The 24,185-nt window shown below is 31.0% G+C and carries 21 protein-coding genes; 14 read left to right on the forward strand and 7 right to left on the reverse strand.

The genetic code is table 11. From position 1 onward, the window contains the following. Window positions 1-60 precede the first annotated feature (60 nt). The 7 genes from D1817_01015 to D1817_01045 all read right to left on the reverse strand — a co-directional run bounded on the left by D1817_01015 (window position 61) and on the right by D1817_01045 (window position 9,493). Window positions 61-843 carry an enoyl-CoA hydratase gene (locus tag D1817_01015; protein ID AXT18496.1) on the reverse strand — a complete coding sequence of 261 codons (783 nt, stop codon included), beginning with the start codon at window positions 841-843 and terminating at the stop codon, window positions 61-63. Window positions 844-857: 14 nt separating this feature from the next. Further along, entirely contained in the window at window positions 858-2,264 is a 1,407-nt protein-coding gene (locus D1817_01020; GenBank protein ID AXT18497.1) for a sensor histidine kinase, read from the reverse strand. Window positions 2,265-2,380: 116 nt separating this feature from the next. Next, a complete protein-coding gene (locus D1817_01025; GenBank protein ID AXT18498.1) occupies window positions 2,381-2,932 on the reverse strand; it encodes a CopD family protein in 552 nt (183 codons plus the stop codon). A gap of 104 nt (window positions 2,933-3,036) precedes the next feature. Beyond that, window positions 3,037-6,126 carry a glycosyl hydrolase gene (locus tag D1817_01030; GenBank protein AXT18499.1) on the reverse strand — a complete coding sequence of 1,030 codons (3,090 nt, stop codon included), beginning with the start codon at window positions 6,124-6,126 and terminating at the stop codon, window positions 3,037-3,039. A 55-nt stretch (window positions 6,127-6,181) separates the two neighbouring features. Continuing rightward, window positions 6,182-7,531, reverse strand: a complete 1,350-nt coding sequence (locus tag D1817_01035; GenBank protein ID AXT18500.1) for an MATE family efflux transporter — start codon at window positions 7,529-7,531, stop codon at window positions 6,182-6,184. Window position 7,532: 1 nt separating this feature from the next. Beyond that, the gene (locus tag D1817_01040) at window positions 7,533-8,564 is read right to left on the reverse strand and encodes a ferrochelatase (GenBank protein AXT18501.1); all 1,032 of its coding nucleotides are present in this window, start codon (window positions 8,562-8,564) and stop codon (window positions 7,533-7,535) included. Window positions 8,565-8,575: 11 nt separating this feature from the next. Beyond that, complete coding sequence (locus tag D1817_01045; protein ID AXT18502.1) at window positions 8,576-9,493, reverse strand: AraC family transcriptional regulator; 918 nt, start codon at window positions 9,491-9,493, stop codon at window positions 8,576-8,578. 171 nt (window positions 9,494-9,664) lie between these two features. Between D1817_01045 and hemA the strand changes: the two genes are divergently transcribed. From hemA to D1817_01115, 14 genes are all read left to right on the forward strand, one after another. Beyond that, complete coding sequence (hemA, locus tag D1817_01050) at window positions 9,665-10,927, forward strand: glutamyl-tRNA reductase (GenBank protein AXT18503.1); 1,263 nt, start codon at window positions 9,665-9,667, stop codon at window positions 10,925-10,927. Beyond that, window positions 10,920-12,527 carry a hydroxymethylbilane synthase gene (locus D1817_01055; GenBank protein AXT18504.1) on the forward strand — a complete coding sequence of 536 codons (1,608 nt, stop codon included), beginning with the start codon at window positions 10,920-10,922 and terminating at the stop codon, window positions 12,525-12,527. Before hemA ends, D1817_01055 begins: the two co-directional genes overlap by 8 nt. A gap of 50 nt (window positions 12,528-12,577) precedes the next feature. Continuing rightward, window positions 12,578-13,606 (forward strand): uroporphyrinogen decarboxylase, encoded by a 1,029-nt coding sequence (gene hemE / locus D1817_01060; protein AXT18505.1) that lies wholly within the window; start codon window positions 12,578-12,580, stop codon window positions 13,604-13,606. Next, on the forward strand, window positions 13,599-14,402 hold the full coding sequence (locus D1817_01065; protein ID AXT18506.1) for a coproporphyrinogen III oxidase: 804 nt from the start codon (window positions 13,599-13,601) through the stop codon (window positions 14,400-14,402). The genes hemE and D1817_01065 overlap by 8 nt, the downstream gene beginning before the upstream one ends. Window positions 14,403-14,406: 4 nt before the next feature. Next, on the forward strand, window positions 14,407-14,943 hold the full coding sequence (locus D1817_01070) for an N-acetyltransferase (GenBank protein ID AXT18507.1): 537 nt from the start codon (window positions 14,407-14,409) through the stop codon (window positions 14,941-14,943). Further along, window positions 14,933-15,835, forward strand: coding sequence for an oxygen-dependent coproporphyrinogen oxidase (locus D1817_01075; protein ID AXT21194.1), 903 nt, complete (start codon window positions 14,933-14,935; stop codon window positions 15,833-15,835). Before D1817_01070 ends, D1817_01075 begins: the two co-directional genes overlap by 11 nt. A 26-nt stretch (window positions 15,836-15,861) precedes the next feature. Further along, a complete protein-coding gene (locus D1817_01080; GenBank protein AXT18508.1) occupies window positions 15,862-16,635 on the forward strand; it encodes a hypothetical protein in 774 nt (257 codons plus the stop codon). A 2-nt stretch (window positions 16,636-16,637) separates the two neighbouring features. Then, window positions 16,638-17,072, forward strand: a complete 435-nt coding sequence (locus D1817_01085) for a PaaI family thioesterase (GenBank protein AXT18509.1) — start codon at window positions 16,638-16,640, stop codon at window positions 17,070-17,072. Window positions 17,073-17,075: 3 nt separating this feature from the next. Beyond that, complete coding sequence (locus tag D1817_01090; protein ID AXT18510.1) at window positions 17,076-18,068, forward strand: porphobilinogen synthase; 993 nt, start codon at window positions 17,076-17,078, stop codon at window positions 18,066-18,068. Between the two features lie 71 nt (window positions 18,069-18,139). Further along, the gene (locus D1817_01095) at window positions 18,140-19,660 is read left to right on the forward strand and encodes a deoxycytidylate deaminase (GenBank protein ID AXT18511.1); all 1,521 of its coding nucleotides are present in this window, start codon (window positions 18,140-18,142) and stop codon (window positions 19,658-19,660) included. A 338-nt stretch (window positions 19,661-19,998) separates the two neighbouring features. After that, a complete protein-coding gene (locus D1817_01100) occupies window positions 19,999-21,402 on the forward strand; it encodes a sensor histidine kinase (GenBank protein AXT18512.1) in 1,404 nt (467 codons plus the stop codon). A gap of 2 nt (window positions 21,403-21,404) precedes the next feature. Beyond that, window positions 21,405-22,103: a DNA-binding response regulator gene (locus D1817_01105; GenBank protein AXT18513.1), complete on the forward strand. Its 699-nt coding sequence runs from the start codon at window positions 21,405-21,407 to the stop codon at window positions 22,101-22,103. A 109-nt stretch (window positions 22,104-22,212) separates the two neighbouring features. Then, a complete protein-coding gene (locus D1817_01110; GenBank protein ID AXT18514.1) occupies window positions 22,213-22,974 on the forward strand; it encodes a hypothetical protein in 762 nt (253 codons plus the stop codon). Between the two features lie 129 nt (window positions 22,975-23,103). Beyond that, complete coding sequence (locus D1817_01115; protein AXT18515.1) at window positions 23,104-24,183, forward strand: DUF21 domain-containing protein; 1,080 nt, start codon at window positions 23,104-23,106, stop codon at window positions 24,181-24,183. The last annotated feature ends 2 nt before the right edge of the window (window positions 24,184-24,185 follow it).

The following is a 24,185-nucleotide window of genomic DNA, read 5'->3' on the forward strand; positions in this document are numbered from 1 at the left end:
TTATTTAAATTGAAATCTAAATGTTAAAAATGGTTTATTAACAAAATGCCAAATACATGATTACTTACCAGGAAAATCTGCTTTACGCTTTTCTAAAAAAGCTGTAGTTCCTTCTTTAAAATCTTCTGTACCAAAACAGTTTCCAAATTCTTTAATTTCGGTATCAAAACCATTAATGCCATCTTTAAAGTTTGCGTTAACAGCTTTTATTGCCGCACCTATAGCTACTGACGAGTTGCGCATAATTTTATTAGCTAATTTTTTGCAAAATGTCAATAACTCATCTTGAGCTTGTATATAGTTTACCAAACCATAAGATAATGCTTGATTGGCATCTATCATTCCTGCTGTCATTATCAATTCCATAGCACGTCCTTTACCAACTAATTGTGGTAATCGTTGTGTCCCTCCATATCCAGGAATAACTCCTAAGGATACCTCTGGAAGCCCCATCTTGGCATTCTCACTCGCTACTCTAAAATGACATGCCATAGCTAACTCTAGTCCTCCTCCTAAAGCAAAACCATTAATTGCAGCTATTACTGGTGTCGATAAGTTATCTACTAAATTAAATAACAAGCTTTGTCCTTGAGCTGCTAACTGCTCTCCTTCATTTACATTAAAATCTGCAAATTCACTAATATCAGCACCTGCTACAAATGCTTTTTCTCCACTTCCGGTAATAATAATTACTTTTATGTTTGGATCTGCCTCAGCTGTGTTAAAAGCATCATTAAGTTCACTTATAGTTGCTTTATTAAGTGCATTAAGTTTTGTAGGTCTATTTATAGTAATCGTAGCAATTCCGTTTTCGGTTTGTGATAAAATATTTTCGTAATTCATAAAAGCCTTATTTTTTATTCTACAGGGAAGGTAACTTTAAACATAGTTCCTTTGGTTTCTTGAGATACAAAAGTAATACTTCCTCCATAGGTTTCCACAATATTTTTAATCATTGGTAAACCTAATCCCATTCCACTAGATTTTGTAGTAAATTTAGGTTCAAACACTTTTGGTTTATTCTCTTCGGTAATCCCATTTCCGTTATCCTCAACAGTAATAATAACATTTTCATTCTGAAGTGATACATCTACATTTATTTTAGGAGATCGTGTATCTGGAACGGATTGAATGGCGTTTTTCACCAAATTGGTAACTACACGTATTAATTGTGTCCTATCAAATTTTGCAATAATCTCTTTTTGAGAGGTGTTAAATGTAATGTCATTTTCTGGAAAAATATCTAATGCCAAAGTAATGACTTCAATCACATTAAACATTTCGTTTTGTTGCTCAGGCATTTTTGCGAAATTTGAAAATGCCGATGCTATCGAACTCATTGTATCGATTTGTTGGATTAAAGTTTTACTATATTCATCTACTTTTTGATGTACATTTTTATCTTCTGGATTAAATTTACGCTGAAAACTCTGTACACTTAATCGCATGGGTGTTAATGGGTTTTTAATTTCGTGAGCTACTTGTTTGGCCATCTCTCTCCATGCTTGTTCACGTTCACTTGTTGCTAATTGCACCGCACTTTCTTCTAGTTCATCAATCATACTATTATAAGCTTCAATTAAGTTACTCACTTCTTCACTAGCGCCTTTAAGGTTTATTTTTTCATTACGCTTTTCTAATCGCGTCACATTCATTTTTTCACTTATTGTTTTAAGTGATTTAGTGATATATTTAGATACAAAATAAGCAAACGATATTGCAACCAATAGCATTACAAAATAAGCGATGCTCAATCGTAATAAAAATGCTCTAAGTTCGGCATCATTAAATGAGTCGTCTTCAAAATAAGGAACATTTAAAATGCCTAAAGGTTTGGATTTAGAATCTGTAAATATGGTATATGATGATTGGATGTTACTCCCTAAAGTTTCACTTTCTTCCACATAACGTTTTTCCAAGCTTTGATTTAAATTGTTTAATGCATTTGTTGAAATACATTTAGTAAGCGAATCACTCTCAAATGAGGGTTTTGAACTTTTGATAAGTGTTCCTCCTAAATCGTATAAATTAAAAGGAACATTTTGAATATTAGCAATCTCATAAATTTTTTCTTTAAAAATTAACCCTAGCTGATCTGTTTCTATAGGATATGTTGTTTCTTCTAAAACATAATCTATACTAGATAGCAATTGTTTTTCCTTACGTTCTAAACGTTGCGCATGATAATCTTTAGATTGCTGATTATACTGATAAAGCGTTACTAATGCAATTAAAATAGATGCCACTACTACAAGTAGTATCATGTATATAAAAATACGAGATCGTAAAGAGAGTTTTTTTGACGCCATTAATGGGTTTTACTATAGCAATTTAAAGATTTTATTTCAACATTGCATGTAGCAACAATAATTAAGCCATTTTAAGCTTCTGGGTTCTTTTCTCGAATTCGTTTATAAAGTCTAATTCCTAACATTAAAAGAATCATTAAAACTAAAATCCCTAAGGTTCCGAAAATCCAATTAATACTGCTTTTTAAAATAACTAAAAACACTATTGAAAATAGAATAATAGTAGCACCTTCATTCCAAAAACGCATGAATTTAGAAGTATATCTTACATCATCAATTTGTAATTGCTTAAAAATTTGATGAGTTTTTAAATGATATATTATTAAAAGTAAAACAAACCCTAACTTAACTTGCATCCATCCTTGTTGCAAAAATGAAGGAATAGTAATAAGCAATAAAATCGCAAAAATAATTGCTAGTATTGCAGATGGCCAAGTAATAATAAACCATAAACGTTTTGCCATTATTTTTAACTGCTTCCCTAAAATTTCTTTCTCTGGAGGTGGTTTATGGAATGCCTCTATTTGATAAATAAAAAGTCTCGGAATATAAAACAATCCTGCAAACCAAGTAATTACAAAAATTAGATGCAAAGCTTTTATATAATTATAATAGGCTTCCATAATATTGCATTTTAAGTTTCATATACTTCACAGTTTTACTCAACAAAGTAATTATTTTAATTTACGAGTTACTGTTATTTATTACAAACAAAATTGATAAGTTTTTAATCTTCTAAAGACAAAAAGTTTAAGTTTTTAGTATTAAAACTTGCATTAAATGCTTTGATTTCATTATCTACTAGTTCATTAAATTTATCCAGCTCTTGCTTTATCTTTCCTGACAATTCATTTTTAACAGCAATATCTTGTGCTGTAGGTGCAAAATCACCACGGCTAACTAAAGCATTTAAATGCCCTAATTTATTGGTTAATCGAATTGGAAAGTTTAACGGATCTTGACCACTTCTGTTTTGTGTTTGATACAATGCTTTTTCAATGCTTGAAAACTTTTCTTTAAGTTCTTTTGCTTTTTCAACCAAACCTTTCACATTAACATCATCTTTATATTGTGTTTGAAAAGCACTTAATTTTTTATTGATACTTCTAATCTTTTTAATGGATTGATGCGCTTCATCCATAGTTACATTAACATCTTTAATAAATTGGAATTGTTGTTGCATATCTGATAGTGTGCTTTCTGCCCTAGGGTCTGCTAATATGGTAAATGGTTGCGACATCACTTCTCCATTAACATTCAAATTCACTTTGTACTTACCAGGGGTTGCACGAGGTCCTCGTAAGCTAGCAGACCACAAAATCATTCCTGGTAAAAGTTCTGCACCATCATATGTCATATTCCAAACAAATTGATTTCCTCCTTTTTCAACTTTTAAAACATTCTCTTTTTTGTTTTTTGTGCTAAACGTTTTAATTGTATCACCTTTTGTGTCAAAATAAGTTAACGACACCTCATCATCATCTTTATAATCTTTAAGATTAAAATAAGTCATTACACCATTAGGATGATTGGTTCCTGTTGTTCTGCTTCCAGCTCTACTTCTACCGCGCATTCTGTATGTGTCTTTTGGTTTGAATAATTTAGTGTCATTCTTTCCTTCATACAACTGGTGAAGCACAGTTAAATCATCAATAATCCATAAGCTTCTTCCTTGTGTTGCTACAATTAAATTATTCTCTTTAATTGTTAAATCTGTAATAGGTACAATTGGTAAATTTAACTGGAAAGGGTTCCAATTTTTACCATCATTAAACGAAATATACATCCCAGTTTCTGTTCCTGCATATAGTAATCCTTTACGTTTTGGATCTTCACGGACTACTCGTGTAAAATGTTCTGGATTAATACCATTTGTAATTTTTGTCCATGTTTTCCCATAGTTTGTTGTTTTATATAAGTATGGAGCAAAATCACCTGTTTTATATTTTGTTCCAGCTATATAACAAGTTCCTTCATCAAATGCTGAAGGCTCAATACTATTAATCATCATCCATTCTGGCATGCCTTTAGGTGTTACATTATCCCAGTTTTGGCCGCCGTCTTTAGACACATGAATTAACCCATCATCACTTCCTACCCAAAGTAACCCTTCTGTTATTGGTGATTCTTGAGCTGCAAAAATAGTACAGTAATATTCTACAGATGTATTATCTTGTGTAATTGGCCCTCCTGATGATTTTAATTTTTCAGGATCATTTCGTGTTAAATCAGGACTTATTACTTTCCAAGAAGCGCCTTCATTTTCTGAAACATGAACACTTTGAGAAAAAGTATACAATCGATTAGGGTTATGTCTGGAAAATATAATTGGAAAGTTCCATTGGAAACGGTATTTCATATCTTCGGCACCATGTCCCATTGGATTGTCAGGCCATACATTAATAGCTCTTGTAGTTCCTGTTTTATGATTTACACGTGTTAAAAACCCATCATAACTACCACCATAAACAATATCATTATCTTCTGGGTCTACTGCTATATGTGCTGATTCTCCACCAGCTGTACTTTCCCAATCATCTTCTGTAATTGCACCGCCATCTGTTCTATGCGGTATTCTTATAGTAGAATTATCTTGTTGTGCTACATAAATGCGATATGGAAAATGATTATCTGTTGTTACTCTATAAAACTGAGATGTCGGTTGGTTATAATACGTACTCCAAGTCTCGCCACCATCATAACTGATCTGAGCACCACCATCATCTCCAATAATCATACGCTTTGGATTCTCAGGTGCTATCCACAAATCATGATGATCGCCATGAGGAGCATTATAGGTATTGAATGTTCTTCCTCCATCTGTACTTTTATGATATTGTACATTTAAAACATATACTACATCTACATTTTTAGTGTCTGCATACAAACGCGTATAATACCAAGCACGTTGACGAAGTTTACGCTCACTATTAACTTGCGTCCATGTATCTCCGCCATCATCACTTCTATATAAACCTCCTTTATCTTTATTTTCAATAATTGCCCATACACGTTGGTTATTTACTGGGGATACTGTTACTCCAATAATTCCTAATGTTCCTTCAGGAAAACCTTCTTTTTTAGAAATTTCTGTCCATGTTTCTCCACTATCTGTACTTTTCCAAAGTGCAGAACCTTCTCCTCCAGAGCTTAAACTATAAGGGGTACGTTGTACACGCCATGTCGATGCGTATAATATTCTTGGATTTGTAGGATCCATAATCAAATCAACAACTCCAGCATGCTCATTAGAAAATAATGTTTTACGCCACGTTTTCCCTCCATCTATACTTTTATAAACCCCACGTTCTTGCGTTGGCTTGTATATATTTCCTAATACACCAGCATATACAATATCTGAATTTGTTGGGTGCACTGCAATACGTGGTACATGACGAGAATTCTTTAATCCTGCTGATTGCCATGTTTTACCAGCATCTACACTCTTCCAAATACCATATCCTGAAGACACATTTCCTCTTACTGTTTTTTCTCCACCTCCAACATAAATAACATTTGGGTCACTTTTTGAAACAGAAATAGCTCCTATACTTCCTCCAAAATAGCCGTCAGATATATTTTGCCATTCACGTCCTCCATTAGTTGTTTTCCATATACCGCCTCCAGTAGATCCAAAATAAAATAAATTAGGTTGATTTGGCACACCAGTTACTGCTGCACTACGCCCGCCTCTAAACGGTCCTAATAACCTGTACTCTATAGCATCGTATTGTGCTTCGTCAAATTGCTGTGCATTACTTTGGGGAATCGATAAAAATAAAAGTAGCATCACTACTATAGATGTAGAAAATCTCATATTATGTAATGGTTTAATTTTTGAAGTTCTAAATGTACTAATTTAATAGTATTACTTAAACCTTTGGTTGTAATTTTAACTTCACTTCTCTATTTAAAAAGTAACCTGTAACTATAGTTGATAAGACATCTGATATTGGAAATGTTATCCAAACACCCAATTCACCATAAAACTTAGGAAGAATTAAAATAAGAGGTATAAAGAAAAAACCTTGTCGTGTTAAGGTTAATAGTAATGCTGGAATCGCTTTACCAACAGCTTGAAAATAAGCTCCTCCAATAAATTGAATTGCTATTATTGGAGTTGCTGCAAATACCCATCGCATTGCGCTAGGGGTTTCTTTTAGAACAGCTTCATCTGATGTAAATACTCTTGTAATTGCTTCAGGGAACACCATTAATATTATAAAAATTAACGTAGCTAAAATCATAGCATATTTCGTTGCTGTGTTAATTGTTTCTCTAACTCTTTTATATGCATTAGCTCCATAATTAAATCCAGCAATAGGCAAAAATCCTTGAGTGATACCATACACAGGAAATAATGCAAACATTAACATTCTCCCTACAATAGCATATGCAGTAACAGAGGTTTCGCCACCTAAATCGAATAAAATATTATTCATAAATAAATAAGTCAAGCTTACTACGGCTTGTCTTGCTAGAGTAACAAAACCTAGAGAACCTATTTCTGAAATAATGGAGTAATCAAATTTAAAATGTGATATATTAATTTTTAATTCAGAGTGTTTTGAAAGGAAAAACCAAGTTATAAATCCGAAGCATAAAATATAAGAACCTGTGGTCGCCCAAGCGGCACCTGCCATTCCAAAGTCCAAAATATTAATAAAAATATAATCTAAAAGTAAATTTCCAACAGATGGAATGAGCATTGCATACATTGCAAATTTTGGCTTCCCTTCTGCTCTAATAACAGTATTTCCAGCCATTGCTAATGCTAAAACTGGAACTCCATAAAGCACGATTCTATAATATATTTTTGCAGGCTCAAAAATAGCTCCCTTTCCACCAAACATTGGAACTATAGAATTTATAAAATATAGTCCTACTAATACAAAGCTTAATGATAGCAAAAGTGTAAGCGCTATCTGATTTCCAAATGTTTTAAGTGCTTTTTGTTTTTGATTAGCTCCTAAAGCTCTTGATATAATTGATGATCCTCCTACACCAATTGACATCCCCAAAGCTGCTATAAAAAACGATACAGGAAGCACAATATTTATTGCAGCAATTGCAGTAGGACCAATCCAATTTCCCACAAAAATAGTATCCACTAAAATATTAAGAGACATTACTAAAATACCTATAGAAGCTGGTACTGCCTGCTTTATAAGTAATTCCCCTATAGGTTTTGTCCCTAAATCTTGTGAGCTGGTCTTTGACATTTTAGATTGCTACTTCAGCTTCTGACCAGGTATTAATCCAATTTGCAAGTAATGCTACCCATTCATTACTATCATTTAAACATGGGATAGTTGTAAATTGTTTTCCACCCATTTCATGAAAGATTTCTTGACCTTCCATTGCAATTTCTTCAAGAGTCTCTAAACAATCACTTACAAAAGCTGGTGTCACGATTGCCATATTTTTAACACCTTCTTTTCCTAAACGTTCTATTGTTCTATCTGTGTATGGTTGTAACCAAGGATCAAACCCTAATCGAGATTGGAAAGAAGTTGAAAATGCACCTTCTTGAAACCCTAATTTCTCACTTACCAATCGAGTTACTTCTAAACATTGATGCCGATAGCAAAATTCATGAGCTTTTGAAGGTGTTATACAACAACTACCATCTATTTTACAATGTGACTTTGTTATATCACTCTTTTTAATATGCCGTTCTGGAACACCGTGATATGAAAATAAAATATGTTCATATTCCTTTCCTTTTAACGATTCCTTAATAGAATTTGATAATACTTCGATATAATCTGCTTTATTATAAAATGCAGGAACGGATTCAATCTTTAATTCGGGAAAAGATTCTTGCCTTATTTCTTCAGCTAAAACAGTAATGGTTTCTGTAGTTGCCATTGCAAACTGTGGGTATAATGGAAATAATAAAACTTCTTTGACACCCTTATTTACCAGCTCTTGAAGTCCTTTTTTTATAGTCATACTGCCATAACGCATTGCTAAAGCTATGGGTAATTCTGTATGTTGCTGTACTTTTTGTTGTAATCGCTCAGAAAGTACAATTAATGGAGACCCTTCATCCCACCATATCTTTTTATATGCAGCAGCAGATGCCTTAGGTCGAGTATTTAAAATAATTCCTTTAACCAATAATGTTCTAGCTGCTAATGGTAGATCGATAACACGCTCATCCATTAAAAATTCTCCCAAATATTTTTTTACATCTTTTGGTTCTGGGCTATCTGGAGAGCCTAGATTAACGAGTAAAACTCCTTTTTTCATTTCAATTTTTATTATATTGATTGAATATATTTTTTTGGCGTGGTGCCATATTTCTTTTTAAAAGCAGCAATAAAATGGCTTGACGTGCTATAGCCAACTTTTAATCCAACTTCATTAACATTATGCTCTCCAGACTCTAACAAACGACGTGCTACTTCCATTTTATAGTCAAACAGAAAACTGTACACCGAATCACCATAAATTTGTTTAAATCCCTCTTTTAGTTTTTTTAAATTTAAATTAATTTCGTCTGCTAATTCTTGAAGACTAGGAGGTTCTGCCATTCTAGAAATAATAATATCTTTCGCTTTTCTTATTTTAATAACATTACTCTCATCTACTAAAAACGGGCATTGTTCTATATCTGCATCTTCACTTCTATTAAAATACAAGCTTAATAATTCGTAAGCTTTCCCTTTAAAGTAAAGTGTTTTTATTGATGGATTGAGGTTATAATTAATTAACTGATTTAGAACAATGGCCATTGAAGGTGAAATTTTACCATCAGTATAGTATTTTTTATCTTTATTATCTTCACTTAAAAAAGTAATATAATCTGCTTCTTGTGAAAATAATCTGTGAAATTTTTTAATTGAAATTAAAATTGAAACTATCCAAGAAGATGGCCTAATATCTAAATTAATAGGTAAATCACGCTGTGGATTATATAACAATAATGATTTTTCTTCTTGAATGTCAAGAACATATCTTCCATCATTAAAAACAAATTGACTTGATCCTTTTACACAAAAATGAAATTGAATAAAAGTATTATCTATAGCACGTTGAACGCCAGTGTTAATATCCCTTTCATTCTTATAAGTTAACACATAAAACCCATCATCTATTTTTGTTTCATTAAAAGTCCCTTTAGCGACATTTTTTAAACTTTCTTTAGCAATATTTTTATCTTCACTATTTAGATTCATTCTAAACTAATTAACTTAAAAGCACTGTTATTGTTGCAAAAGTATGATATTTATCAGTATTTCATCGTCAAATAAGTTTAAAAAACCACAAACGATATTAAAAGTTCTTTAAGCGTTATTTTTTAAGCAGCTCTACTTTTATTTTTGCGAACGCAATTCCGAATTCAATAAATGGAGCAATATAATATTTCAAAAGGAAATTCTTTTTATGCAATTGGTTTAAGTTATAAAAAAGCTGATGCAGAGATAAGAGGTCATTTTAGTCTAGATGATACCTCAACAACTGCAATTTATAATCAAGCAAAAGCTAATGGTATTGAAAGTTTAGTTGTAACATCTACATGTAATCGAACTGAAATATATGGGTTTGCACAACACCCATACCAACTTATACAGTTACTTTGTGATAATACAAAAGGTACTGTTGAGGAATTTCGTGAAGTTGCCTACATCTATAAAAACAAAGAAGCTGTTTCACATTTATTTAAAGTAGGTTCTGGATTAGATAGTCAGATTTTAGGAGATTTCGAAATTATAAGTCAATTAAAAGTAAGCGCAAAAATCTCTAAAAAACATCATTTACTTAATGCTTTTTTAGAGAGATTAGTAAATGCTGTTATTCAAGCTAGTAAACGCATTAAAACAGAAACAGAAATTTCTTCAGGAGCAACTTCAGTTTCTTTCGCTTCGGTCCAATATATCTTAAATAATATTGAAAATGTTTCAAGTAAAAATATTTTACTCTTTGGAACAGGGAAAATAGGTAGAAATACGTGTGAAAATTTAGTAAAACACACTAAGAATGAGCAAATCACACTTATTAATAGAACTAAAGATAAAGCTGAAAAAATTGCAGGAAAATTTAATCTTATTGTAAAAGATTATGCTAATTTACAAGAAGAAATCAATGCTTCTGATATTTTAATTGTTGCTACTGGTGCTCAAAACCCAACAATAGATAAACAATTAATTCAAAGCAATACATCACTTTTAATTTTAGATTTATCAGTCCCAAAAAATGTAAGTGAAGATGTTAAAGAATTAAATAATGTGTCTTTAGTACATCTAGATCATTTATCTCAGATTACAGATGAAACTTTAGAAAAACGAAAAGAGCACATTCCTATTGCCGAAGCAATTATTGAAGACGTAAAAAAAGAGTTTAACGATTGGCTAGAAACTCGAAAATTTGCTCCTACTATTAAAGCATTAAAACTCAAATTGTTAAATTTTGCTGCTTCTGAATTAGAAACACAACGTAAAAAAACCTCTGATTTTAATGAAGCGCAAGCTGAATTAATTAGCAATAATATAATTCAAAAAATCACGAATCATTTTGCGCATCATTTAAGAGATAACGCAATTCCTACAGATGAAAGTCTTGAACTTATTAAAAAAGTCTTTCAATTAGAAGAAATCACAAAAAATGTCTAAAATATTACGAATTGGTACTCGCGATAGCGAATTGGCGTTATGGCAAGCCAAAACCGTGCAACATATACTTGAACAATTAGGTCACAAAACAGTTTTAGTTCCTGTAAAATCAACTGGAGATATTGTTCTTGATAAACCACTTTATGAGTTAGGTATTACGGGTATCTTCACAAAAACATTAGACATTGCGATGTTAAATGGAGATATTGATATTGCTGTACACTCTTTAAAAGATGTACCAACGGTATTACCTCAAGGCATTGTACAAGCTGCTGTTTTAAAACGTGGCAACATAAGAGATACCCTTGTTTATAAAAATAACGAAGAATTTCTGGGGGCTCGAAATGCAGTAATTGCAACAGGAAGTTTACGTCGTAAAGCACAATGGTTAAACAGGTATCCTACACATACTATTACAGATATTCGAGGTAATGTAAATTCTCGTTTACAAAAACTAAACGATAATGAGGATTGGAATGGCGCTATATTCGCTGCTGCTGGTTTAGGTCGAATTGGATTACGTCCAGAAGAAGCTATTAATCTAGAATGGATGGTTCCTGCTCCTGCTCAAGGTGCTATTATGATTACTGCTTTAGAAAATGATGAACATACTCGAGCAGTTTGTGCAGAAATTAATCACAAAGAAACCGAAATATGTACAGGAATTGAACGTAAGTTTTTAAACTTATTAGAAGGTGGGTGTACTGCTCCTATTGGTGCAATTGCATATATTAAAAAAGGGAAAGAGGATATTGAAGGGGAAGGAGAAGTTTTATTTCACGGTGTATTATTAAGTACAGATGGAAGTAAAAAAATAGAAGTAAAACGTACTGAAAAACTAGGAGCACATCATGATATAGCTTCTTACTGTGCTAACTTTATTATTGAACGTGGTGGAAAACGTTTAATGGATGATATTAAAATCTCGAATAAAAAAACCAACATCTTTTCAACTAAAAAATTAACTAATAGTCAAAAAGATCTGTTTCACAATACTATTAAAGTAGAAAGTGATGATTTTATTAAAATTAGCTTGAATAGAATTAAGCCTCGTATTTTAAAATCTGAAATTCAAAATGTGATTATTACAAGTCAGAATGCTGTTGAAGCATTGATTACTAACTACTCTTCGGAAGAATTACAATTTAAGAACATATATTGTGTTGGGAGACGTACTAAGCGATTAATAGAGCGTAAAATAGGCAAGGTTACACATTCAGAAAATAACGCTAAAAAACTAGCTAATTATTTAATCGAATTTATTGAAGGCACAGAAGTAACCTATTTTTGTAGTGATTTACGTTTAGATGATTTACCAGCAATTCTAACAGAAAATAATATCACTGTAAAAGAAGTAGAAGCTTACAACACTAAATATGATAGTATAAAAATTGATGATACTATTGAAGGAACTATGTTTTATAGTCCATCAACAGTGCAAAGTTTTATATTAAAAAACGAAGCCAATAGCATTGCTTTTTGCATTGGTGAAAGCACAGCTAAAGAAGCAAAAAAACATTTTAAAGACGTAAGAATTGCTAAAATTCCAACCGTTGAAAGTGTTATCGAATTAGTTAATTTACATTATGCTAAAGGATAAAAAACAAATTACTAAGTAACAAAATACAGTAGGTATCTACTAATAAAAATATGGGTATAAAAAACGATTTATATTTAAGAGCTTTAAAAGGAGAAACTGTTGAACGTCCTCCTGTATGGATGATGCGTCAAGCTGGACGTTATTTACCAGAGTTTATGGCTATTCGTGAAAAATATGATTTTTTTACACGCTGTCGCACTCCTGAGCTAGCAAGTGAAATTACTGTACAACCTATACGTCGTTATGGTATGGATGCAGCTATACTGTTTAGTGATATTTTAGTGATTCCTCAGGCGATGAATATTGAAGTAGAAATGAAGCCAGATTTTGGGCCTTACCTACCTAATCCTGTTCGCAATCAAAAAGATGTAGATAATGTTATTGTTCCGGATGTTAATGTAGAGCTTGATTATGTAATGCAAGGTATAAAAGCAACTAAAGAACTTTTAAATAATGAAATCCCTTTAATTGGATTTGCTGGATCACCTTGGACAATCTTATGTTATGTTATTCAAGGGCAAGGGAGTAAAAATTTTGATAAAGCTAAAGGATTTTGTTTTACACAGCCTGTTGCAGCGCATCAATTACTTCAAAAAATAACAGATACTACTATAGCATATTTAAAAGCAAAGGTAAAAGCAGGTGTTAATGCTGTTCAAATTTTTGATTCTTGGGGCGGAATGTTATCACCTACAGATTATCAAGAGTTTTCTTGGCAATACATTAATCAAATTATCGAAGCATTAAAAGATGATGCTCCTGTAATTGCTTTTGGAAAAGGATGCTGGTTTGCTTTACAAGATATGGCAAAAAGTAATGCTGCTGCTTTAGGAATAGACTGGACGGTGTCTGCAAGAAATGCGCGCTACCTAACTGGTGGAAATATAACTCTGCAAGGTAATTTTGATCCATCCCGATTATTATCGCCGCCTTCAGACATCAAAAAAATGGTTACCCTAATGATTAATGAATTTGGGAAAGATAAATATATTGTAAATTTAGGTCACGGAATTTTACCAAATATTCCTCTCGATAATGCCAAAGCATTTATCGATGCTGTAAAAGAATATAATGCTTAAAAATATAACAGAAGGAATAAAAGCATATAGTCAAGCTCTTGAGTTAATGTCTAAACTCAAGCTCTGGAAATATTTTGCAATTCCGATTGTTATAAGTCTCATTACTTTTGTTTCTATTTTTATTGCCGCTTATGGGCTATCAGATAATTTAGGACATTATATTGCTAAAATTTGGATTTGGGATTGGGGTAAAGATACTTTTACTACTTTTAGTGAAATAGTAGGAGCTGCTATAATTATTGTAATTGGATTAATTTCTTATAAACACATCATAATGGCTATTTCTGCACCATTTATGAGTCCTGTATCAGAGAAAATAGAAACGCATTTAATTGGATATGATGCAGAACATCAACACAGAAATACATCTTTTCAAGAACAACTTATTAGAGGTCTTAAAATAAATATTAGAAATTTATTTAGAGAGCTTTTTGCTTCTATCATCATTATTATAGGTGGGTTTATCGTTCCTTTTATTGGGAATTTTATTTCGACCATTCTCTTATTTGTGATTCAGGCTTATTATGCAGGCTTTGGTAATATGGATTATACTTTAGAGCGTCATTTTAGATATAAAGAAAGTATTCGCTTTGTACAGCGTAATCGCGGGGTTGCTATCGGTAACGGTATTGTATTTATGTTGTTTTTATTAATTCCTGTTATTGGTGTTATTATTGTTTTACCGCTATCTGTAACAGCAGCATCCATTAAAACTGTTGAGTTACTAAAATCTAACCCAAAACAAATCGAGTTTAAAATGGCAGATATTAAATCTGATGAAATAGAAAAGTTATAATCAAATGTTTGAATTTGATTATTTTCATATTAATCCAATTGACACAAAAGACACATGGTCTTTATGTGATTTTGTAGTTTCTAATGAAGATCGTCTAAAATCGTTTTTCCCAGAAACATTAGCTCAAAATTTAACTCCTGATCTGTCTAAACGCTTCACTGAAAAAAAAGTACAACAATTCAAGAATAAAGAAGAGTTTCTATTTACTATAAAGGAAAAAGAATCACATCATATCTCTGGTTTAGTTTATTTAAAAGAATTAGATTGGGAGAAAAAACAAGGTGAATTTGCATATTGTATAGGATACCAATATGAAGGCAAAGGCTTAACTAGTAAATCAATAAAAATACTATCGCAATATGCGTTTAATAACTTAAAGTTGAAAACACTTCAAATTATAGTTCATAAAACAAATATTAGCAGTATCAAAGTTGCTGAAAATTGTGATTTTACCTGGCAACGCACTTTAAAAAACGCATTTACTCCACCTGGTAAGGAGTCATTAGACATGGAGTTGTATGAATTATATTATGAAAGATAAATTTTATCAATACATACAGGAATTACAAGATCAAATTACTTCTAAATTAGAGGTAATTGACGGTACAGGAAAGTTTCAAGAAGATTTATGGAAACGCCCTGAAGGCGGTGGTGGTAGAACTCGTGTTATCGAAAACGGTACCGTTTTTGAAAAAGGAGGTGTTAATATTTCTTCAGTTCACGGAAAACTCCCAGATACAATGCAAAAATATTTTGGAGTTGAAGATGCTGATTTTTATGCCTGTGGATTAAGTTTAGTATTACATCCAAAAAATCCAATGGTACCTACAGTACATGCTAATTGGCGGTATTTTGAAATGTATAACCAACAAGGTGAATTAGTCGATAGTTGGTTTGGTGGAGGGCAAGATTTAACACCTTACTATTTATTTAAAGATGACGCAACTCATTTTCATCAAATTTGTAAAATAGCTTGTGATAAGCATCATCCAAAATTTTACTCAATATATAAAACAAAATGTGATGAGTATTTCTGGAATGCACATCGAAATGAAGCTCGTGGTATAGGAGGTTTATTTTTTGATTACTGTAAAGCATCAGAAGAGATGACCATGGAAAACTGGTATGATTTTGTAACCGAAGTAGGGAATAGTTTCCTTGAAAGTTATGTGCCAATCGTTAAAAAAAGAAAAGATTTATCTTATGATAATACACACCGTGATTGGCAAGAAATTAGACGTGGACGTTACGTTGAATTTAATTTAGTTCATGATAAAGGCACACTTTTCGGTTTAAAAACTAATGGTCGTATCGAAAGTATTTTAATGAGCTTACCACCTCATGTGCAGTGGGTTTACGATTATCATCCTAAAGAAGGAAGCAAAGAAGCTAAACTTTTAGAAATTTTAAAACAACCTATAGATTGGGTTTAATCATTATTTAAAAACTACTAACTAATATGTGGCGATTATTTAAACGCGTATTTTTAATTATTAACTGGAAAACATTTGTAATCACCAGTTTGGCAATAGCTTCTACATCTATTTGTTTACATTTTGAAATTAAAGCTGATTTCCCATTAACTCTAATAGGAACTGCTATTGTATTTCCAATTGTGTTTTCTATTGGAGGCGCATACAAACGTCGTGAAGTTGCTTTAGACGAATATGGTTCTATAAAAGCACATGGTAGGTCTTTATATTTTGCAGTATCTCATTGGCTAGAAAATCCACCTGAAGAACTTAAAACAGAATTAAAAATACATCTTGGTGGCTTATTAAGTTCTTGCAAGGAAATTTTCACACAACCCGTTAGTGATTTAGAAAAAAACGAAAAAGAAGTATATCATAGCTTTAATAAGTTATCCCAATTTATAAAAACAATGCGTACTCATGGTCTACCATCTGGAGAAGCATCTCGTTCTAATCAATTTTTAAGTAAAATGATGATTTCTTTTGAGCGAATAAAACATATTTATCAGTATAGGACTCCACGAACACTGCGTACCTATAGTGATATTTTTATAGTGATATTGCCCATAATTTATGGACCTCATTTTGCAGAAAGTGTATCCAGCTATAGTTATGGGTTACAATTTGCTGTTCCTGTTTTATTTAGTGTTATTTTAGTAGCATTAGATAACATACAATCACATTTAGAGAATCCTTTTGATCAACAAGGAGAGGATGATGTATATATTAATGCGGATAAGTTTATTAGGAATTTAGATTAGTTATGGAGCATTACAGAAAGCTAGAGAAAATGTATCTCAATGCTAATTTTAATAAAGAAATTTATCAATCTACAACTGTTAAAATTGATAAAGAGTTAGCACAAATACAACTCACTATAGAGCCTAAGTATTTTCATGCATTAGGAGCAATTCATGGATCGGTATATTTTAAATTGTTAGATGATGCCGCATTTTTTGCTGTAAATTCAATTGTTAAAGATGTATTTGTACTTACTACTAACTTTAATATTAATTTAGTACGTCCAGCTAATGAAGGGATTATTACTGCCATTGGAAAGGTGAAATTTAAATCAAAGCATTTGTTTATTGCAGAAAGCACCTTAGTAAATGAAAATGGAAAAGAGATTGGATTTGGTTCTGGGCATTTTGCAAAAAGTAAAATTGCATTAACTGAAGATATAGGATATAAATTATAAAATATGTTCCCATTAAGAAGAAACAGACGTTTGAGAAACAATGAAACTATTCGTGGTTTAATAAGAGAAAATAGTATTACAGCAAACGATTTTTTAGTACCCCTTTTTATTGTAGAAGGTGAAAATGTTAAAGAAGAAATCGCATCAATGCCTAATTATTATCGATACAGCTTAGATACTTTAGAAGAGGAATTAAAAGAACTTTGGTCATTGGGTTTAAAATCAGTTTTACTCTTTGTAAAAGTACCTGACAATTTAAAAGATAATGCAGGTAATGAAGCCTTAAACCCTAACGGATTAATGCAACGTTCCATAAAGTTAATTAAAAGTTTGTATCCCGAAATGATTGTGATGACAGACGTGGCATTAGATCCATATTCATCTTATGGTCATGATGGAATTGTTGCAAACGGAAAAATTATTAATGATGATACAGCAGATTTTTTAGCACAAATGAGTTTATCACATGCCCAAGCTGGTGCTGACTTTGTTGCACCTAGCGATATGATGGATGGCCGTATTTTGCTAATCCGTGAAACTCTTGAAGATAATGGATTTACAGATGTAGGTATTATGAGTTATAGTGCTAAATACGCATCTGCTTTTTATGGTCCGTTTCGTGATGCTTTAGATTCTGCCCCTGTTGATATGCTAGATATTCCTAAAGACAAAAAAACATATCAAATGGACTCTGCTAATCGTATCGAAGCACTTCGTGAAACAGAAATGGATATTGATGAAGGAGCAGATATTATTATGGTAAAGCCAGGGATGGCGTATTTAGATATTGTTCGTGACGTAAAAAATGAATTTGATGTTCCTGTTGCGGTTTATCAAGTGAGTGGTGAATATGCAATGATTAAAGCTGCAGCAGAAAAAGGATGGCTTAATCATGACGAAGTTATGCTAGAAAGCATAATCGCTTTTAAACGTGCTGGAGCCAATATCATTGCTAGTTATTTCGCTAAAGATGTGATTAGAATTATAAGTGTATAGAATATTTTGTTCTAAGAAAATTCTTATTTTTTTAGATTTATTTTCGTAGATTTAATTTAAATTTTAAATCTATGAAAAACACTACTGCTCTTAAGCTTGAAAATTCTAGTAAATCAAAATCTATTAAAAAAGTTATAAGGGAAAGTCATACTTCTGAATTAATTATAGGCTTTTGCGGACCAATCGGAACTGATATTCATTTTGTAGTTGATAGATTTGCATCTATTATTAAAGATGATTATAATTATAGAGTAGAAAAAATAACTTTAAGCCAATTAATTCAGCAATACTCTACAAATTACGATTATGATTCTAAATTTGATTCTAAATTTGATTATTATCAAAAATCTATTGATTCTGGAAATTCTATGAGATCTAAATACGATTCTAGTATTTTAGCTGAATTAGCAATTAATGAAATAGCTGTTGATAGAGAAACAAGAGATGATGATAGAGTATGTTATGTAATTGATTCAATTAAAAATAAAGAAGAGTTAGAACTTTTTAAATTGGTTTATAACGATCTTTTTTATTTTATTGGCGTGTTCTCGCATTTAGAAAATAGAATTAATTACTTAGAAGATATTGGGTTAAAAAGAGATGAAATCTATTTATTAATTGATAGGGATTCAGGAGAAGAGATTCAGTTTGGTCAAAAAGTTACAGAAACATTTATTGAATCTGATTTTTTTATTAGAATTGATAAAAGCTCACATACGTCTATTGACCCTAAAATTAAAAGGTTTTTAAATTTAGTTTTTTGCAATGAGATTATCACTCCCACTAAACATGAGAATGCAATGTATCTTGCAGCTGCAGCTGCAGGAAATTCTGCTTGTTTAAGTAGGCAAGTTGGTGCATGCTTAACTGATAATGAAGGTAATGTTTTGTCAGTTGGGTGGAATGATGTTCCAAAATTTGGAGGAGGTGTTTATCAATATTCTGAAGATGACCCTATTGGTCAAAATGATAATAGATGTATGAATTTGAAAGGGGGCGTTTGTTTTAATGATCTTGAAAAATCAATCATAAAAGGAGACTTAATAAAAGAATTTATAAAAAGTGGAATAATAAAAGATATAGATAAAAATAAAGCTATTGAGTTACTCGAAAAATCTCGGATAAAAGAATTAATAGAATTTTCTAGAGCTGTTCATGCTGAAATGCATGCAATTATTTCAGCTGGTAAAAAGTCTAATGAAGGTATACAAAATGGAACTCTTTATTGTACAACATATCCATGTCATAATTGCGCTAGGCATATAATAACTTCAGGTATAAATGAAGTATATTTTATTGAACCATATAGAAAAAGTTTAGCTATGAAACTACACAGAGATTCTATAACTGAAGATATATCTAAAAAAGATAGAGTACGAATTCTAATGTTTGAAGGGGTTTCTCCAAAATCATATATTCATTTTTTCAAAATGAATAAAAATAAACGAAAAGACAATGGGAAAAAACTAATACATTTGTCAAAAAATATAAGTCCAAAAAAAACGTTATCTTTAAAAGCAATTCCTGTTTTAGAAGGAGAAGTAACAAAAAGTTTAAAAAACAAAAAATTAATTGATATTGAAAATGGCTAATAAAAACCAATTAAAGATTAATTTTCCATCTTCAAACTCCACAAATGGAATAAAAATAACTACCAATCAAAAAGGAAAAGTTATAAGTTTGAATAATAGAGCTTCTATATATAAGAGAATAATTAATCGAACCAATTAATTTTTGATTTTAATAAAGTAAAAAATCTATAAATACACTTAGTTAATTGCTCAGAAGCACTTCGCAAAATCTAAATGAGCATTGATAAGATTCAAATATTATAATATTTCGCTAAAGATGCCGTGAAACTTATAAGTTAATACAAGGTTAATACATTACTTTTTTTAAAACTTTCAATGGTTTCTTCTATTTTTGAGATATGAAGAAAAATATCAAAACCTTAATTATTGCTTCTATATTAGGGTTAATTGCTCTATCTTTTATTCAAGGTTACCTTATTAATAATACTTATAAGCTTAAAAAAGATACGTTTATAGATGAGACTAAACGTTCCATTTCTAGGTTTGATGATAATCTTATTGCCATTGATACGCTTTATGAGAGAATATTTGATCATTTAGTATTAAAAATTTCAGAATATGAGCTAGGTCATATCAAAAAACTTGACATTTTAAATGACCTACATCTAGTTAAAGACTCTATTAATACAACATATATTAATGCTTATCAAAAGGAGTTTGAAAAACGAAAAATCAAATATCCTTTAAACTATCAAAAACGTTTAAAATCAATTATCATATTTAAAAATACTAAAAACGATACGCTTTATTTTGAATCCAATAATCAAAAAATGCAACACGTTTTAGGAGCATCTTTTAATCCTGAAAACGAATATGCTGTAAATAATTCAAAAGTACGGACCGATTATAGTAGAGATTATATTGATGGTGTTGGGGAATGGCAAACTTTAAATATTGATTTTGAATTGGCGACCGAAGATTTCATTAATTTAGACGATTGGAAACTTATCGTTTTGGGAAGAATGATGGGTTCATTAACCTTATCGATCCTTATTTTTATTTTAGTAATTGGCTTACTCTACTACTCCATTAAAAATTTAATTACTCAAAAGAAAATTGCAGATATAAAAACTGATTTTATAAATAATATTACTCACGAATTTAAAACACCTTTAGCTACATTGGCATTAGCCACAAAAATGCTTGAAAAAGAAGAATTAAAGTCACAACCTGAAACTACCGAATCTACTATTAAAACTATTAATCGACAAAGTCAGCGTTTACAAAAATTAATCGATCAGGTTTTGGATAATAGTTTAAGTGCTAACGATATTCAACTTGATAAAACCCCTTTAAAAGCTGCTGATTATATTAACAATGTTCTTGATGATTTTTTACTTTCGGTAAAAGATCAGCATATCGAATTAATGAGAAATATTAATTCTGATGCAATCATTTATATTGATAAGTTTTATTTTACTACAGCTCTATTCAATATTTTGGAGAACGCAATTAAATACTGTCAAGATAATTTTAAAATACATTGTAAATTATCTTCAACTTCAACTCATTTTATAATATCAATCTCTGACAATGGTATTGGCATTTCAGAACAACATAAAAAACAAGTTTTTGATAAATTTTTTAGAGTAGATCAGAACGAAGTTCATAACGTAAAAGGATTAGGGTTAGGTTTGTATTATACTAATGAAATTATAAAAGCGCACCAAGGAGAAATTGTTGTAGATAGTAAATTAAATAAAGGAAGTATTTTTAATATTATAATACCTTTAAAGCAATAAAAATGAAAGATCTTCAAAAATATATTTTATTAGCTGAAGATGATCAAGATTTTGGAAATCTGTTAAAGCAATATTTAGAAATATCTGGATTTAATGTGAATTGGGCAAAAGATGGCAAAGAAGCTCTAAAATTATTTCAACAAAGTACTTTTAATCTTTGTGTCTTAGATGTTATGATGCCAAAAATAGATGGCTTTACTTTAGCTGAACAGCTCATCGAATTAAATCCCGAAACGCCTTTCATTTTCTTAACAGCTAGAAAAATGAAAACTGATAAGATAAAAGGGCTTAAACTAGGTGCAGACGACTATATAGTAAAACCTTTTGAAGCTGATGAATTGGTATTACGATTAAATAATATTTTAAAAAGAACCTCTAAATCAATTAATACTTTTTCTAATGAAAATAGCATAAAAATTAATCATTATACTCTTAATTTAAAACGTTTAGAATTAACTTGTAACGATTACAAAAAACAACTCACACAAAAAGAAGGAGAGCTCATTCTCTTCCTATACAAACACAAAAACCAGCTTTTAAAACGTGAAGACATTTTAAAAGCTGTATGGGAAAATGACGATTTTTTCTCTGGTAGGAGTATGGATGTTTTCATTAGCAGATTACGTAAATATTTTAAAGAAGATTCATCTATTTCTATCGAAAGTATACGAGGAATCGGTTTAGAGTTTAAGGTAAGTTAATACACTAATAGCAAATAGGTTAATGCTAGGTTAATGCTTGATATTTCTTCTGTTTTTAAAAAATCATCATATATTTTTGTTTCAACATAAATCATTAAAAATCGAACAGATGAAAAGGTTAATTCAAATTTTACTCCTTACAATTATTACAACTGCCGCCTATGCACAGTCAGAACCACCAACACCACCTGAGCCACCAACTCCTCCAGCTCCAGAAAATACAAGTAGCTCGATATCGATAAACAAATCAGATAACAATTTACGTTTTAAAGCAAAATTCGACAAATCTCGTTTTGATAAAGTAAAAGCTTTATTAATAGATAAATTAGGGGAAGATGGTTTAACTATAAATGGAGATACATATAAATGGTCTCAAGAATCTGATGCCTTTAAAGGGACATTAACGAATAGAACCTTAAATTTAAATTTAGACTATAGTGAAGCTAGTAAATCATTGGCCAATCAAGTTGATGAGGTTATGTCTGATTTAAAATATGCTATAAGCAATAGAAATCTTGAAGTTGAAGTTGAACGATCACAAAGAAAATTAGAAAGAGCGCAAAGAGAAATTGAAAGAGCTAAACGTGAGGTAGAAAGAGCGCAAAGAGAAATTGAAAGAGCTAAACGTGAACTAAAACGCGAACTGGAGCGTAAACAAAAAGGTCAAATTAGTAAAGTTAAAAACCTCAAAGAAAAGCTCGAAAAAAGAAAAATTGAAAGAGAAATAGTAATGAAAGAGCGCAAAGAAGAATTAGAACAAAGGAAAGAGGTAATTAAAAAAAGAAAAGTTGAACAGAAAGAAACTATTAAAGCCCTTAAGAAAGAATTAGAAAAACTTAAGGAAAAGGAACAAAAAGAGAAATCTAATTAAACATCACAATAAATTCATTTTTTTTAGAAACTCAATAACTAAAAGTTATTGAGTTTTTTTATTTAGATAATAGCAAACATTTCAATCACAGTGCTTTTTTAACTATTTTAGCATAAATCAAATTAATTAATGAGTTTACTTATTCTCTACGGAGTTTTATCTATCTTTTTTTCATTTCTATGCTCTATTTTGGAAGCCGTATTATTAAGTGTTACACCTACTTATTTAGGTATTAAAAAGAAAGAAGGGAAGGCCTATGCCTCTTCATTAGAAAATTTAAAAAAAGATGTTGACCGACCGTTAATTGCTATTTTAACCTTAAATACAATTGCACATACAGTGGGCGCCATTTTAGTAGGTAAACAAGCTGAAAAAATTTATGGCGGAGGTGATAACTACGGTGTTTTTATTGTGTCAGCAGTGATGACAATATTAATATTAGTCGCTTCAGAAATTATTCCAAAAACCATAGGTGCAACATACTGGAAGCAGCTAACTAATTTCACCTCTAAAGCACTTAATGTTTTAATTTTTCCCTTAAAATGGACTGGTTTATTATGGGTATTACAACTTACTACTAAACTTATAGGAGGAAAAGGACATCACGAAAGCGTACTAAGTCGTGAAGATTTTTCTGCGATGACACAAATGGCAGAAGAGGAAGGGGTGTTTCACGAATCTGAAAGTAAGGTCATTAAAAATCTCATCAACTTTAAAGAAATCTTTGTTAAAGATGTAATGACACCTCGTACGGTTTTAAAAACAGCTTCCGAAACCATGAGCATACAGACATTTTATGATGAAAATCCAAATCTAAAATTTTCAAGGATTCCTATTTACAGTGACAATCCAGATGAGATTACTGGATATTTTTTAAAAGATAATTTATTAGAAGCCATTATTAAAGGTAATGGAGAAAAACCTTTAAAATCTATATTAAGAGAGTTAACAGTAACCACACGTAATTTTCCTATTCCAAATTTATTTGAAGATCTTATTGCCAAACGTGAGCATATTGCCTTAGTTGTTGACGAATATGGTTCTGTAAGTGGTATTGTTACTCAAGAAGATGTGATTGAAACTTTACTTGGTCTAGAAATTATGGACGAGAGTGATAATGTGGCTGACTTACAACTATTAGCTCGTAAAAGCTGGGAAACCAGAGCTAAACGCTTAGGGTTAATTGACGAAAAAAAACCAGAGAACTAATG

Source organism: Flavobacteriaceae bacterium (assembly GCA_003443635.1).
Taxonomy (GTDB): domain Bacteria; phylum Bacteroidota; class Bacteroidia; order Flavobacteriales; family Flavobacteriaceae; genus AU392.

Coding starts and splice junctions, on each gene's coding strand:
- D1817_01015 (AXT18496.1), bottom strand. CDS start 843: ATGAATTACGAAAATATTTTATCACAAACCGAAAACGGAATTGCTACG.
- D1817_01020 (AXT18497.1), bottom strand. CDS start 2,264: ATGATACTACTTGTAGTAGTGGCATCTATTTTAATTGCATTAGTAACG.
- D1817_01025 (AXT18498.1), bottom strand. CDS start 2,932: ATGGAAGCCTATTATAATTATATAAAAGCTTTGCATCTAATTTTTGTA.
- D1817_01030 (AXT18499.1), bottom strand. CDS start 6,126: ATGAGATTTTCTACATCTATAGTAGTGATGCTACTTTTATTTTTATCG.
- D1817_01035 (AXT18500.1), bottom strand. CDS start 7,531: ATGTCAAAGACCAGCTCACAAGATTTAGGGACAAAACCTATAGGGGAA.
- D1817_01040 (AXT18501.1), bottom strand. CDS start 8,564: ATGAAAAAAGGAGTTTTACTCGTTAATCTAGGCTCTCCAGATAGCCCA.
- D1817_01045 (AXT18502.1), bottom strand. CDS start 9,493: ATGAATCTAAATAGTGAAGATAAAAATATTGCTAAAGAAAGTTTAAAA.
- hemA (AXT18503.1), top strand. CDS start 9,665: ATGGAGCAATATAATATTTCAAAAGGAAATTCTTTTTATGCAATTGGT.
- D1817_01055 (AXT18504.1), top strand. CDS start 10,920: ATGTCTAAAATATTACGAATTGGTACTCGCGATAGCGAATTGGCGTTA.
- hemE (AXT18505.1), top strand. CDS start 12,578: ATGGGTATAAAAAACGATTTATATTTAAGAGCTTTAAAAGGAGAAACT.
- D1817_01065 (AXT18506.1), top strand. CDS start 13,599: ATGCTTAAAAATATAACAGAAGGAATAAAAGCATATAGTCAAGCTCTT.
- D1817_01070 (AXT18507.1), top strand. CDS start 14,407: ATGTTTGAATTTGATTATTTTCATATTAATCCAATTGACACAAAAGAC.
- D1817_01075 (AXT21194.1), top strand. CDS start 14,933: ATGAAAGATAAATTTTATCAATACATACAGGAATTACAAGATCAAATT.
- D1817_01080 (AXT18508.1), top strand. CDS start 15,862: ATGTGGCGATTATTTAAACGCGTATTTTTAATTATTAACTGGAAAACA.
- D1817_01085 (AXT18509.1), top strand. CDS start 16,638: ATGGAGCATTACAGAAAGCTAGAGAAAATGTATCTCAATGCTAATTTT.
- D1817_01090 (AXT18510.1), top strand. CDS start 17,076: ATGTTCCCATTAAGAAGAAACAGACGTTTGAGAAACAATGAAACTATT.
- D1817_01095 (AXT18511.1), top strand. CDS start 18,140: ATGAAAAACACTACTGCTCTTAAGCTTGAAAATTCTAGTAAATCAAAA.
- D1817_01100 (AXT18512.1), top strand. CDS start 19,999: ATGAAGAAAAATATCAAAACCTTAATTATTGCTTCTATATTAGGGTTA.
- D1817_01105 (AXT18513.1), top strand. CDS start 21,405: ATGAAAGATCTTCAAAAATATATTTTATTAGCTGAAGATGATCAAGAT.
- D1817_01110 (AXT18514.1), top strand. CDS start 22,213: ATGAAAAGGTTAATTCAAATTTTACTCCTTACAATTATTACAACTGCC.
- D1817_01115 (AXT18515.1), top strand. CDS start 23,104: ATGAGTTTACTTATTCTCTACGGAGTTTTATCTATCTTTTTTTCATTT.